The sequence below is a fragment of the Streptomyces sp. NPDC052040 genome (assembly GCF_044548405.1).
GTDB lineage: Bacteria > Actinomycetota > Actinomycetes > Streptomycetales > Streptomycetaceae > Streptomyces.
Window position 1 is genome coordinate 584,675 of the sequence record NZ_JBIUBV010000001.1, and the last position, 12,804, is coordinate 597,478.

10 protein-coding genes are annotated in these 12,804 nt (G+C 70.5%); 3 read left to right on the forward strand and 7 right to left on the reverse strand.

Features of this window, described 5'->3' with window-relative positions; translation table 11 throughout:
• Positions 1 to 2: 2 nt before the first annotated feature.
• Genes trxA through dnaK form a run of 6 tightly spaced genes read right to left on the reverse strand, consistent with a single transcriptional unit; the run spans position 3 to position 6,964 of the window.
• Positions 3 to 449: a thioredoxin gene (trxA, locus tag ACIHAA_RS02435; protein ID WP_399811968.1), complete on the reverse strand. Its 447-nt coding sequence runs from the start codon at positions 447 to 449 to the stop codon at positions 3 to 5.
• Positions 446 to 3,085 carry an ATP-dependent chaperone ClpB gene (gene clpB, locus ACIHAA_RS02440; protein ID WP_399811971.1) on the reverse strand — a complete coding sequence of 880 codons (2,640 nt, stop codon included), beginning with the start codon at positions 3,083 to 3,085 and terminating at the stop codon, positions 446 to 448. The genes trxA and clpB overlap by 4 nt, the downstream gene beginning before the upstream one ends.
• Positions 3,076 to 3,483 carry a chaperone modulator CbpM gene (locus ACIHAA_RS02445; protein WP_399811973.1) on the reverse strand — a complete coding sequence of 136 codons (408 nt, stop codon included), beginning with the start codon at positions 3,481 to 3,483 and terminating at the stop codon, positions 3,076 to 3,078. Before ACIHAA_RS02445 ends, clpB begins: the two co-directional genes overlap by 10 nt.
• Positions 3,480 to 4,433: a DnaJ C-terminal domain-containing protein gene (locus tag ACIHAA_RS02450; RefSeq protein ID WP_399811975.1), complete on the reverse strand. Its 954-nt coding sequence runs from the start codon at positions 4,431 to 4,433 to the stop codon at positions 3,480 to 3,482. Before ACIHAA_RS02450 ends, ACIHAA_RS02445 begins: the two co-directional genes overlap by 4 nt.
• Positions 4,434 to 4,439: 6 nt before the next feature.
• The gene (locus tag ACIHAA_RS02455) at positions 4,440 to 5,048 is read right to left on the reverse strand and encodes a nucleotide exchange factor GrpE (protein WP_399811978.1); all 609 of its coding nucleotides are present in this window, start codon (positions 5,046 to 5,048) and stop codon (positions 4,440 to 4,442) included.
• 8 nt (positions 5,049 to 5,056) lie between these two features.
• Positions 5,057 to 6,964: a molecular chaperone DnaK gene (dnaK, locus tag ACIHAA_RS02460; RefSeq protein ID WP_399811981.1), complete on the reverse strand. Its 1,908-nt coding sequence runs from the start codon at positions 6,962 to 6,964 to the stop codon at positions 5,057 to 5,059.
• A gap of 443 nt (positions 6,965 to 7,407) precedes the next feature.
• Between dnaK and ACIHAA_RS02465 the strand changes: the two genes are divergently transcribed.
• Positions 7,408 to 9,036 carry a PucR family transcriptional regulator gene (locus ACIHAA_RS02465; protein WP_399811984.1) on the forward strand — a complete coding sequence of 543 codons (1,629 nt, stop codon included), beginning with the start codon at positions 7,408 to 7,410 and terminating at the stop codon, positions 9,034 to 9,036.
• Between the two features lie 340 nt (positions 9,037 to 9,376).
• On the opposite strand, the gene ACIHAA_RS02470 is transcribed toward ACIHAA_RS02465, so the two are convergent.
• Positions 9,377 to 10,267, reverse strand: coding sequence for a LysR family transcriptional regulator (locus tag ACIHAA_RS02470; RefSeq protein WP_399811986.1), 891 nt, complete (start codon positions 10,265 to 10,267; stop codon positions 9,377 to 9,379).
• A 266-nt stretch (positions 10,268 to 10,533) separates the two neighbouring features.
• On the opposite strand from ACIHAA_RS02470, the gene ACIHAA_RS02475 reads away from it, so the two are divergent.
• Entirely contained in the window at positions 10,534 to 11,793 is a 1,260-nt protein-coding gene (locus tag ACIHAA_RS02475; protein ID WP_399811989.1) for an MFS transporter, read from the forward strand.
• 310 nt (positions 11,794 to 12,103) lie between these two features.
• Positions 12,104 to 12,553 (forward strand): DUF1931 family protein, encoded by a 450-nt coding sequence (locus ACIHAA_RS02480; protein WP_399811992.1) that lies wholly within the window; start codon positions 12,104 to 12,106, stop codon positions 12,551 to 12,553.
• Positions 12,554 to 12,804 lie beyond the last annotated feature (251 nt).

Here is a 12,804-nt window from a genome sequence, read left to right on the forward strand (position 1 = left end):
GATCACCCTTTCCGGGTGGTGATCGACTGTTCCACCCACTGGCGCAGAGCGGGGGCGGGCGCTGCCCCCGTCTGCCGGGCGACCGTCTCGCCCTGGTCGAGGACGAGCAGTGTCGGTACGGCCTGGACCTCGAAACGCTGCGACAGCCGGGGGTTCTTGTCGATGTCGACCTTGACGAGTTTGATGCGGCCGGCGAGGTCGGTGGCGACCTTCTCCAGCGCGGGGCTGACCATGCGGCAGGGGCCGCACCAGGTGGCCCACAGGTCGACCACGACGGGGACGTCGGCCCGCTCGGCGACCTCGGTGAAGTCGTCGTCGCCCGCGTCCACCATCCACGGTAGGGGCTGCTTGCAGTGGCCGCACTTGGGGCGGCCCTTCGCGGCCACGGGCACTCGGTTGGTGCGCCCGCAGTGGGGACAACTGACGGTCGTCGCCTGCATCGTGCTCATGCCGCCCGCGCTCCCTTCACGTCCTCGGGCTGGTCGTAGGTGACCACCAGCTCTCCGTGTTCGGCGTCGACGCGGACCGTCGCGCCGTCCTGGACGTCGCCGCGCAGCAGGGCGCGTCCGACCAGTGTCTCGACCTCGTGGGAGATGTAGCGGCGCAGTGGCCGGGCCCCGTACACCGGGTCGTAGCCCTGGTGGGCGATCGCTTCCCGGGCGGCGTCGGTGAGTTCGACGGTGATGCGGCGTTCGGCGAGCCGCTGCCGCAGTTCGTCGAATTGCAGCTCCACGATCCGCTCGATCTGCCGCTCGCCGAGCGGTTTGAACAGCACGATGTCGTCGACGCGGTTGAGGAACTCCGGGCGGAAGTGCCCGCGCAGCTCGCCCATCACCAGGGCGCGGGCGTCGGGCTTGATCTCACCTTCGGCGGTGGCGCCGTCGAGGAGGTGCTCGGAGCCGATGTTGGACGTCATGATGATCACGGTGTTGCGGAAGTCGACGGTGCGGCCCTGCGCATCGGTGATGCGGCCGTCATCGAGGATCTGTAGCAGGGTGTTGAAGACATCGGTGTGCGCCTTCTCGATCTCGTCGAACAGCACAACCGAGTACGGCTTGCGGCGTACGGCCTCGGTGAGCTGGCCGCCTTCCTCGTAGCCGACGTATCCGGGCGGTGCGCCCATGAGCCGGCTGACGGTGTGCCGCTCCTGGTACTCGCTCATGTCGAGGCGGACCATGTTCTCCTCGGAGTCGAACAGGGTCCGGGCGAGGGTCTTGGCCAGCTCGGTCTTCCCGACGCCGGTGGGGCCGAGGAAGATGAACGAGCCGATGGGGCGGCGAGGGTCGCGGATGCCGGAGCGGGCGCGGATGATGGCGTCGGTGACGAGTTTGACGGCTTCGTCCTGGCCGATGACGTGCTCGCGCAGGATCTCGTCGAGGCGCAGCAGTTTCTCGCGTTCGCCCTCCTGGAGGCGTGCGATGGGGATGCCGGTCCAGGCGGCGACGATCTCGGCGATCTCCTCTTCGGTGACGACCTCGCGCAGCAGCCGGTTCTGCCCTTGTTTGGCGGCCAGTTGCTCCTCCTCCGCGGCGAGTCGGCGCTCCAGGTCCTGGAGACGGCCGTAGCGGAGTTCGGCGGCGCGGTTGAGGTCGTAGGCGCGTTCGGCCTCCTCTGCGTCGTGGCGGACCTGCTCCAGTTCCTGGCGCAGGTCCTGCACGCGGCGGATCGCCTGCCGTTCGGCCTCCCACTGGGCGTGTTTGGCGTCGGCCTCGCCGCGCAGGTCGGCCAGTTCCCTGCGCAGCTCCTCCAGGCGGGTTCTGCTGGCGGGGTCGGTCTCCTTGGACAGGGCCGCCTCCTCGATCTCCAGGCGGGTGACGCGGCGGGTGATCTCGTCGAGTTCGGCGGGCATCGAGTCGATCTCGGTACGCAGCCGGGCGCACGCCTCGTCGACGAGGTCGATGGCCTTGTCGGGCAGGAACCGGTCGGTGATGTAGCGGTGGCTGAGGGTGGCCGCGGAGACCAGTGCGGTGTCCTGGATCTTGACGCCGTGGAAGACCTCGAGGCGTTCGCGCAGTCCGCGCAGGATGGAGATGGTGTCCTCCACGCTCGGCTCGTCGACCAGGACCTGCTGGAAGCGGCGTTCGAGGGCGGCGTCCTTCTCGATGTGTTTGCGGTACTCGTCGAGGGTGGTGGCGCCGATCATGTGGAGTTCGCCGCGGGCGAGCATCGGCTTGAGCATGTTGCCCGCGTCCATGGCCCCTTCGGCGGCGCCTGCGCCGACGACGGTGTGGAGTTCGTCGACGAAGAGCAGGATGCGCCCCTGGGCTGCCTTCACCTCGGACAGCACGGCCTTGAGGCGTTCCTCGAACTCGCCGCGGTACTTGGCGCCGGCGACCAGGGAGCCCATGTCGAGGGCGAACACCGTCTTGTCGCGCAGGCCCTCGGGGACGTCGCCGCGGACGATGCGCTGGGCGAGGCCCTCGACGATGGCGGTCTTGCCGACGCCGGGGTCGCCGATGAGGACGGGGTTGTTCTTGGTCTTGCGGCTGAGGATCTGGGTGACGCGTCGGATCTCCGCGTCACGGCCGATGACCGGGTCCAGCCGCCCGGACCGAGCCTCGAGGACCAGGTCGCGGCCGTACTTCTCCAGGGCCTCGTAGGCCACTTCGGGGTTGGCGGAGGTGACGCGCTGGTTGCCGCGGACCTGGGTGAGCCCGCTCAGGAACGAGTCCCTGGTGATGCCGGCCTGTTTGAGCAGTCGCCCGGCGGCGGTTGAAGAGCTCTCCTCAGCCAGGGCGAGCAGGAGGTGTTCCACGGACACGTACTCGTCCTTGAGGCGTTTGGCCTCCCGTTCGGCGGCGTCGAGCAGCTGGGCGAGGCGCTGGGTGACGAAGACCTGGCCGGGTGCCGCGCCGGGGCCGGTGACCTTCGGGCGGCGGGAGAGTTCCTCGCGCACGGCCGCGCGCAGTTCCTTCGGCTCGGTGCCGGCCTGTTGCAGCAACCGCGGGATCAGACCGTCCTCCTGATCGAGAAGTGCGAGCAGCAGGTGTTCCCCGTCGACCTCGGTGTGCCCCATGCGGCCGGCCGCGCTCTGGGCCTCCTGGAGGGCTTCCTGGGACTTCTGGGTGAGACGGTTCATGTCCATGGGGGTGTTTCACTCCTCATGCCGCGGCCGCGCAAGGCGGCTTCGAGCAGGCTGATGCGGTCGAGCAGGTCGAGCACCAGGCCGATGGATGCGTAGTTGAGGCAGAGTCCGGTGCGCAGCCGCTGGATGCGGGCGAGGACCGCCGGGGCCGTGGGGTCGAACACCAGACGCCCCACGGCGTCGCGTTCGGCGTCGACCAAGCCGAGGGCGACGAACCGGCGGATCAGATCGGGGTGGAGGCCCGAGCGACGGGCCACGGCTTCGAGGGAGAGACTGGGGGCGGGCACGAGCGCGTACCGGACAGCCGTCGAGGCGGTGAGGTCGGCGCCCGTTCGTACCGGACGGTTGCCCACGCCGGCCCGGCCGATGCCTGCCGCTCCCGCGGGTCGGTCGTTCATCGCGTCCTCCTGGGGTCGTACGAGGAGGTGGCGGCGAGCTCCTCGAACAATTCGCGCTCCCGGTCGCCGAGGGCGGGTGGCACCACGATGCGGAGTTCGGCGTACAGGTCACCGTTCGCGCCCCGCGGGTTCGGCATGCCCTCGCCGCGCAGCCGCAGCCGCCGGCCGCTGGACGAGCCCGCGGGCACCGTGACCTTCGCCGTGCCGCCACCGGGCGTGGGCACCGGCACGGTCGCACCCAGGGCCGCCTCCCACGGGGTGACCGGGACCTGGACGTACACGTCACGGCCGTCCAGCCGGAACCGGGGGTGGGGCTGGACACGCACCCGCAGGTACAGGTCGCCCGCGGCGGCGTCACCACTGCCCTGGCCACCCTCGCCCGCCAGCCGGATGCGCTGCCCGTCGGTGACGCCCGGCGGCACTTCGACCTCGTACCGCCGCGGCTGCCCGGTGGGACCGGCGAGTGTGACGGTGCGACGGCCGCCTCGGTATGCCTCCTCGACCGTGAGCGGCAGTTCCGCCTCCTGGTCCGCTCCGGGGACGCCGCCTCGGGCGGCGCCGGCTCCGAACATGGAGCCGAGCAGGTCCTCGATGTCGATGCCCTCCGCGCCGAAGTCGTCGCCGAAGCCGGTGGCGTACCGCACGCGAGGACCGCCACCGCCTGCGGTCCTCCGCCCGCGGAAGCCGCCGCCCGCTCCCGCCGCGACCCGTTCGTCGAAGTCCTCCGGGATCTTGCGGAAATCCTCGCCGAAGCGGTCGTAGCGGGCTCGGGTCTTGGGATCGGACAGGACGCTGTATGCCTCGTTGAGGTCCTTGAAACGCTCCTCCGCCTCGGGGTCCTTGTTGACGTCCGGGTGGTACCTGCGGGCGAGTTTGCGGTATGCCTGCTGGATCTCGTCCTGGCTCGCGGTCCGCGACAGGCCCAGCACCTCGTAGAAGTCCCGTGCCATGGCCGGTCACTCCCGCTTCGCGACCGTCACGGCGGCGGGCCTGAGCTGCCGTTCGCCGTCCCCGTAGCCGGGGCGCAGCACCTCGACGACGGTGCCCGGCGGGGCGTCGGGGTCCTGGACGACGCCGACCACCTCGTGCCGGGCCGGGTCGAAGGCGACGCCGGTCTCCGCATGCCGCGGGTAGCCGAGCAGTTCGAGGACGTTCACCGCCTGGTCGCGTACGGCCCGGATGCCCTCCACGATCGCACCCGGATCGGCGCCGGCGTGGGTCAGGGCGAGTTCGAGGTTGTCGAGGACGGGGAGGAAGGCGGCCGCCGTGCGGGACCGCTCGACCGCCCGTTCGCGCTCCAGTTCCCTGGCGTGGCGCTTGCGAAGGTTGTCGAGGTCGGCGAGCGCGCGCCGCCAGCGGTCCTCCAGTTCCTGGATCGCGGTCGTGTATTCGTCCTCGGCAGGCGCGGAGCCGGCGGCATCGGGTCCCGGTTCGCCGTTCGCCGCTTCGGGCCGGGGCGGGCCCGGGTGGGGCAAATCCCCGTGAGGACCAGGTCCGGCGCCTTCCGGGGCCGCTACGCCCGGATCCGACGCGGCCCGGTCGGGTTCCTGGGAGTGGGCGGGCATGGCGCGCCTCAGCTCTTGTCGAATTCGGCGTCGATGACGTCATCGTCACCGCCACCGCCACCGCCACTCGCGGGATCGCCGGTGGCGCCGTCCTGGCCGGGACCGCCCCCGGTGGTGGCGGCGCCCTGATGGGCCGCCAACCCGGCGAGTACCTGCTGGAGTTCGGAGGTCAGGGGCCGCACGCGCTCCACGCCCGCCTCGTCCTTGACCGCCGCCCGGGCGTCGGACACGAGCATTTCGGCGCGTGCCTTCTCGTGCGCGGGCGCTGCGTCACCCAGTTCGGCGAGGCGCTTCTCGACCTGGTACGCGACGGCATCGAGTTCGTTGCGGGCGTCGACGGCCTCGCGGAGTGCCTGGTCCTGGCCCTGGTTGCGCTCGGCCTCCTGGACCATGCGTTCGACCTCACTGCGGTCCAGGTTGGAGCTCTCGCTGATGGTGATGCCCTGTTCCTTGCCGGTGTCTCGGTCGCGGGCCTTGACATTGAGGATGCCGTTGGCGTCGATGTCGAAGGTGACCTCGATCTGTGGTTCGCCCCGCGGTGCCGGCCGGATGTCGGTGAGCTGGAACCGGCCCAGCACCCGGTTGTCGGCGGCCCGCTCGCGCTCGCCCTGGAGGACCACCACATCGACGGCCGGCTGGTTGTCCTCGGCGGTGGAGAAGGTCTCGCTGCGGCGCACGGGGATGGTGGTGTTGCGGTCGATGATCTTCGTCATCACTCCGCCGCGCGTCTCCACGCCCAGCGACAAGGGTGTGACGTCGAGCAGCAGGACGTCCTTGACCTCGCCCTTGAGCACCCCGGCCTGGATCGCGGCGCCCAGGGCCACGACCTCGTCGGGGTTGACACTCATGTTGGGTTCCTTGCCGCCGGTCAGTCGGCGGACCAGAGCCTGGACGGCGGGGATGCGGGTGGAACCGCCGACGAGGATGACCTCGTCGATGTCGCTCTCACCGACCTTGGCGTCGGCCATGGCCTGCTGGACCGGTCCCAGGCAACGCTCCACCAGGTCGCCGGTGAGCTGCTCGAACGTGGACCGCATGACCGAATCGGTGAGGTGCTTGGGGCCCGAGGCGTCAGCGGTGATGAACGGCAGGCTGACCTGCGTCTGCGTCACCGAACTGAGCTCGGTCTTGGCCTTCTCCGCCGCCTCGAACAGTCGTTGCAGCGCCTGCGGGTCCTTGCGCAGGTCGATGCCGTTCTCCTTCTGGAAGTCGTCCGCCAGGTGGTCCACCAGACGCCGATCGAAGTCGTCGCCGCCCAGGTGGCTGTCACCGGCGGTGGAGCGCACCTCCACCACGCCGTCGCCGACGTCGAGGATGCTCACGTCGAAGGTGCCGCCGCCCAGGTCGAAGACGAGGACGGTCTCGTGCTCCTTCTTGTCCATGCCGTACGCGAGGGCGGCCGCCGTCGGCTCGTTGATGATCCGCAGCACGTCCAGTCCGGCGATCCGTCCGGCGTCCTTGGTAGCGGTGCGCTGAGCGTCGTTGAAGTAGGCGGGCACCGTGATGACCGCCTCCGTGACCCGCTCGCCCAGTTGCTTGGAGGCGTCGTCGGCGAGTTTGCGCAGCACCTGTGCGCTGATCTCCTCAGGCGCATAGAGCTTGTCGCGCACCTTGAAACGAGCGGCCCCGCCGTCGCCCTCGACGACGTCGTACGCCACCGCCTTGGCTTCCTCGGAGATCTCGTCGAAATGCCGGCCGATGAACCGCTTGGCCGAGTAGATGGTGCCCTTCGGGTTGAGGATCGCCTGGCGCCGGGCCAGCTGGCCCACCAGACGTTCCCCGGTGTCGGTGAAGGCCACCACGGACGGTGTCGTGCGATGGCCCTCGCTGTTGGGTACGACGGACGGCTCGCCGCTCTCCCACACGGCGATCACCGAGTTGGTGGTGCCCAGGTCGATGCCCACTGCCTTGGCCATGAGGAACTCCTCCCGGTACGGCGCCCGCGTCGACTCTCCGGATCACGTTCGCTCAGTAGGGGTGGGACCTCCGCCGGTTTCCCACCGGTGCGCACGGAGGGTCTCGAGCACCCCCCCAGGGTGACGAACCGGGTGGCTCCACGCCTGCGCCTGGCGAGTCAGGAATGCACGGGTCCGGTAGCCCCACGAGTACGAGAGAAAGAATCCGGACATCTCGGATAAGCCAGCCGGGAGCGGGTATATAAAAGACCGCTCGCCTCCCTGAAGGCTCGGGAGAACGGAGTGATCCCATGGCCGGCAGTCGGACGCGCAGCCCGTACCATCGCTGCCCCGACCGGGTGGGCAGCCTTTCGCGGGGCAGCGCCAGGCGGCACCCCACGGCCGCGCGCAGACAGCCACGCCCACCCGTTCGCACTACGGCCGATCATGACTCTCACGACCTGATGGTGCTCTCCCGCACTCTGTTCGACACACCGGACGAAGGCGAGATCCTGCGGCTGGCCATGGACCACATAGCCGTCGCGGGGCCATACCGCGCCCAGGCCGGATACCTCAAGGTGGGCGGCGACCTGGTCCCCAGCCCGAGGAACGGGCAGACGCATGCTTCGGCCGTGGGCCGGAGGGTGCGGGAGCTGGCCGGGCAGGACGGCCCTGTGACCGTACCCGGCAGGCGCTGGGGCCGGGCGCTGGGGCTGCACGGCCTTGGGGGACTCCACGGCTACCTCGTGGTGACGTCCCGCTCCCGGCCATCCGAGGCCGAACGATTCCTGCTCGCCACGCTCGTCCGGCACACCGCTGTTGCGCTGTCGGTCGCCTCCGCACACCGCCGCCAACGCGAGGACGCGCTGGAGCTGCACCGGCTGAGAGACGAACGCACAGCCCTCCAGCGTCAGCTGCTCTCCGTCGCGGCTGAGCTGGGGTACCAGCGGGCCGTTCACGCGCTCATGGCCGACGTCGCTGCCTCGGGTGGCGGCGAGGAAGCCGTCACCCGCGCGCTGCACGGGCTCACTGGATTCCCCGTGCTGGTCGAGGACCGCTTCGGTCGGCTGAGGTCCTGGACCGGCCCCAGCCGCCCCGACCCCTATCCGGAACCGGACCCGGTGCGCCAGGACGAGATGCTGCACGCCGTCGCCTGCCAGGCCGGGCCGGTGCGGATAAAGGACCGGCTGATCACCCTGGTCCGCCCGCACGGCGAGATCCTGGGCGTGCTGGCCCTGGTCGATGCCCATGACGAGGCCGACGAGCACACCGTGCTGGCGCTGGAACACGCCGCCGCGTTGCTCGCCGCGGAGCTGACGCACCTGCGCAATCTGGCCGAAGTGGAGCTGAGGCTGCACCGCGAGCTGGTCGACGACCTCCTGGCAGGGACGGACGAGGCGAGCGCCTACGCCCGGTCCGAGGCAGTCGGACATGACCTGCACCGCAGCCACTACGTCGTCGTGGTGCAGTGGTCGAACCGGATTGCGGACGAATCCTTCGCGCAGGTCGTGGGCCGGGCGGCCTCTGCCGTGGGCATGCGCTCGCTGCTGACCCGACGTTCCGACCACGTGGTCCTGGTCGCCGACGACAGGCCGCACGCCCGCGCGTTGTACGAGGTGCTCGCCCGGGAGACCGGGACACGGTCGGGGACGATCGGGGTGAGCGCCCCTTGCGACTCTCTGGACGAGATCCCCCACCACTACGAGGAGGCGCAGCGCGCACTGGAAGTACGCCGCCACTCCCGCGAGCACTACGGCACGACGTTCTTCGACGAGCTCGGCCTCTACCGCATCCTGGGACCTGGCAACGATTACCGGGAACTGGAGACGTTCGTCCACGAGTGGCTCGGGCAGCTCATCGACTACGACTCCCGGCATCACACGGCCATGGTGGAGACCCTGTCCCGGTACTTCGACTGCGGCGGCAACTACGACGAGACCGCCGAATCCCTCGCGATCCACCGCAGCACGCTGCGCTATCGGCTCCAGCGCATCCGCGACATCGGCGGCAACGACCTCGCGAATGTCGAGGACCGGCTGAACCTCCAGGTGGCGACCCGAGTGTGGAAGATCGTGCTGGGCGGCCCCGACTGATATTTCGCTGGAACCTTTGCACGAGCGGTGTCAGCAGCAGCTGGGCGGGCCGTGCTGCCCTGCTACAGCGCCGCAGGGGTGGGGTGGCCGTTGCCCCGGTTTGATCCAACGAGGTCGCGTCGCGCCAGAAGAGGGGCGCCTTGGTTCACCACCGCCCTCGCGATGATCGGCGGGGCCTTCGGCACCAGCCTCGAAGAGGACGAGAAGGTGTCCGACGCCGCCTGCGGACGACAGCAGCCTGAGCGTCAGCGGATGCTGCGGCGGATGTCGCGGCCGGAGCGAGTCGGAGGCAGGGGCCGGACACCACCGACGGGTCGGTGCCAGGGCCGCGGCCCTGGCATCACAGGGCGATGACGTGGAGGTCGACCAGGTTGAGCAGCGCCCGCAGGGCCGAGCTGGGCCGCCGGGTCGACGACGTGCCGAGATGCATGCTCCAGCGGAGGATGGGGCCGTGGACGTCCAGGACGTGCAGGCCGGGGGTACGGGCAACGGCGAACGCGGGCAGGAAGGCGATGCCCAGGCCGTGCCGGACCAGTGCCGCCCCCATGTCGATGTCGGGCACTTCCAGTGCCACCCGGCGTACGACGCCCGCCGCCGCGAACGCCCGGTCGACCACCTCGCGGTTGCCGTAACCCGGCGGGAAGTCCACGAAGGGCTCCTCCGTGAGGTCCGCAAGTGCCACCTCCCCCCGCTGCGCGAGCGGATGGGCGGCGCCCACCGCCAGAACGAGCGGCACGGTGGCCAGCTCCCGTGCGTCGATCCCGGCGGGCTTGTGCTCGGGCAGTGACAGGAAGGCCACGTCCAGGTCCCCGCTGAGCAACGCGTGCGCCAGTCCCGCCGAGCCGGTCGTCGCCAGCCGCAGCCGGACGTCGATCGCCGGATGCCGCGCGTGCAGCTGCCCGAGGAGCGCAGGCAGGTCCACCACCTCGACCGAGGCCATGGCGCCCACGTTCACCGTGCCGCGCAGCGTGTCCTGGGCCTCGCGCACGGCGTCCTGGGCCGCCTGGGCGGCGTGCAGGGTGGCCCGAGCCTCCGGCAGCAGCGCCGCGCCCGCCCCGGTGAGCCGGACCTGCTGCGACGTGCGCTCGAACAGCGCGCAGCCGAGCTCGCGCTCCAGGGAGCGGATCGCGGCGGACACCCCCGACTGCACCACGTGCAGCCGACGCGCGGCACGCGTGAAACTCAGCTCCTCGGCGACCGCGATGAAGTGCTCCAGCTGACGTAGCTCCACAGGAGAAGTATCACTCGCCTTGCTCGAGCCCAGCAAAAACATTCGTTGGCATTGATCCCGGCTGGTGAGGAGGATGGAAAACGCCATCCAATTCCGTCCGAGGAGGGGTACCCCTGCCTGCCGTTCCCACGCCGCTGAGCCGTCCCACAGCCGACGCTCCCGGCGACCCGACCCACCGGATCCCAGCACCCGCTCCCGCCGACCTGCCGCCCCGCGTCCCCGCCCGGCGCCGCGCCTCGCACACGACCGGCTTCTGGTTCGTGGCGGTGGCCTTCACCGTGCTGATGGCCTTCGGCACGGCGCCGACCCCGCTGTGGCCGCTGTACGAGGCCCGGGACCACTTCGGCGCGACCACGGTCACGGTGGCGTACGCCTCGATGGTCGTGGGCGCAGCAGCCGCCTTCCTCGGACTGGGCCACCTGTCGGACCGGCTCGGCCGGCGGCGCATCATCGTCCCGGCGCTGCTGGTCGCCATCGTCGCGTCGGTCGTGCTGATCGTGTGGCGGGACCTGCCGGGGCTGATCACGGGCAGGATCCTGAACGGTGTCGGACTGGGGCTGATGGCCTCGACCGCGACGACGTACCTGCACGACCTCCACCAAGAGGCCCGTCCGGAACGGACGAGTACGGTGCTGCCCGGCATCGTGGCCACCGCCGCCAACCTCGGCGGCCTGGCCTCAGGGCCCCTGGTCGCCGGAGCCGCCGCCGAATGGCTTCCCACGCCCCTGATCACCACCCAGGCGATCTTCACGCTCGCCATGGCAGTGTGCCTGGCGCTGGTGCTGTCCACCCCGGAGACCGTGGACCTGGAGCTGCCCGCGGCCGAACAGCCCAGCAGGTTCGTCCTGCGCCCCGGCGGCCGGCGGACGTTCTGCGCGGCCGGCGCGTTGGGCGCCTTCGCCTTCGCGATCCTGGGCCTGATCTCCTCCCTCGGGGCGAGCGTGCTCCACGGCACCCTGCACACCGACTCGCACCTCGTGGTCGGCCTGGCGGCCTTCCTCATGTTCGGTTCCGCGGCGGTCGCCCAGCTGGCGCTGGGGCGCCTCCCACTGGCCCGGGTGCTGACCGTGGGGGCTGTTGTCTTCCCGGTCGGTCTGGTCCTGTGCGCCGTCGTCCTCTACCATCCGGCGCTCTGGCTCTACCTGGTCGCCGTGTCCCTGTCGGGGGCCGGCTCCGGGCTGCTGTTCAAGGGAGGCGTCGAACGTGCCGTTTCAGTGGCCGAGGCCGCCTCACGCGCGGGGGTCCTCGCCGTGTTCTTCGTCGTCGCGTACCTGGGAATGGGCCTGCCCTCCGTCCTGTTCAGCATCGCCCTGCGGCACTTCGCCGTGCAGACCGCGATGATCGGCTTCGCGGCGGTCCTCTCCTGTGGCGCCGTCGTGTCGGTCGCCGTCGCGTTGCGCGACCGCGCAGCCGGTCCCGGCGAGCTCCCGGCGCAGTCCGCTCGCCCCTACTGGCGTCCCTGCGGCGCATGCCACACCGGTTGTGCGGGATGCGCGGACCTGGGCACTCGGCGCGGGCGCGGGTGACACGGATTCACGGCGGACGGGAGGCTCCAGATGTCTGAAGGCGTCGACAGGATGGCGCGCCCCCCGCTCAGCCCGACCCCTGCACCGGTCCCCGGCCCTGTTCCCATCTCGGCGGGGTTCCCTCACGCGGGTGGCCCCATACACTCCCGCACTTCATGCTGCTCTGCCAGGGGAAGAGGGAGTGGCCTTTTTCGGCCTGGGGTGCGGAGGCGTTCAGCAGGGGGCTCTGCGAGCCTCGACCGGGTAACAGCCGACGGCGGCGCGGGCGCGAGGAACGACGCCGTCCGTTCCCCGTGAGGAGGCGAGAGGCATGACCGTGATGGGTGTGTCGAAGTTCGAGAGGTTCTTCCGCGCCGCCGCAGGCCTCGACGTGGACAGGAACGACCTCAAGCGGTACGGCGACTTCGTCGACGCCAAGCTCTACGACCTCCTGGTCGTAGGCCAGGCGTCGGCCAAGGCCAACGGCAGGGACACCGTCGAACCGTGGGACCTACCGATCACCAAGGGCCTCCAGGAGAGCATCCACCGGTTCCGGCGGCTCGACGAGGAGGTCGAGGTGAAGCCGATCCTGGAACAGCTCGCCGCGCACCCTCCCCTTGACAGGACACCCACCCAGGAGGCCGAAGACCGCTTTCCCGAGATCATCGGCGGTCTCAGCGTCGCCCTCGCCGAGACGTTCAAAATCATGTATCCGGATGTCAAGAACCCCCAGACCAGTCACTGGGAGGGCGTGACCGCGGTGTTCGACCGGCTGCTGTAGCAGCCGCGCCCCGGTGCATGCCGGCGGACCTCAACGCGGCGCTGGTTGCAGGACGCGAGCGGTGGGGACACCCGGCAGGGCCTGTCCGCATCCCCTTTTTCCGGACCGCACACCTCATGCCCGGCAGACCCGGCGCAATGGGCCAGACGGGACATCTCGCGAGCGATGTCAGCCACACGCTGGAACGCAGCATGGCGACGCGCGCGTCCCTGCGCCCCGAACCCGGCTGACCGGTGCTCAGGCCCTCGCGC

Coding starts and splice junctions, on each gene's coding strand:
- trxA (WP_399811968.1), bottom strand. CDS start 449: ATGAGCACGATGCAGGCGACGACCGTCAGTTGTCCCCACTGCGGGCGC.
- ACIHAA_RS02465 (WP_399811984.1), top strand. CDS start 7,408: ATGGTGCTCTCCCGCACTCTGTTCGACACACCGGACGAAGGCGAGATC.
- dnaK (WP_399811981.1), bottom strand. CDS start 6,964: ATGGCCAAGGCAGTGGGCATCGACCTGGGCACCACCAACTCGGTGATC.
- ACIHAA_RS02450 (WP_399811975.1), bottom strand. CDS start 4,433: ATGGCACGGGACTTCTACGAGGTGCTGGGCCTGTCGCGGACCGCGAGC.
- clpB (WP_399811971.1), bottom strand. CDS start 3,085: ATGGACATGAACCGTCTCACCCAGAAGTCCCAGGAAGCCCTCCAGGAG.
- ACIHAA_RS02445 (WP_399811973.1), bottom strand. CDS start 3,483: ATGAACGACCGACCCGCGGGAGCGGCAGGCATCGGCCGGGCCGGCGTG.
- ACIHAA_RS02480 (WP_399811992.1), top strand. CDS start 12,104: ATGACCGTGATGGGTGTGTCGAAGTTCGAGAGGTTCTTCCGCGCCGCC.
- ACIHAA_RS02455 (WP_399811978.1), bottom strand. CDS start 5,048: ATGCCCGCCCACTCCCAGGAACCCGACCGGGCCGCGTCGGATCCGGGC.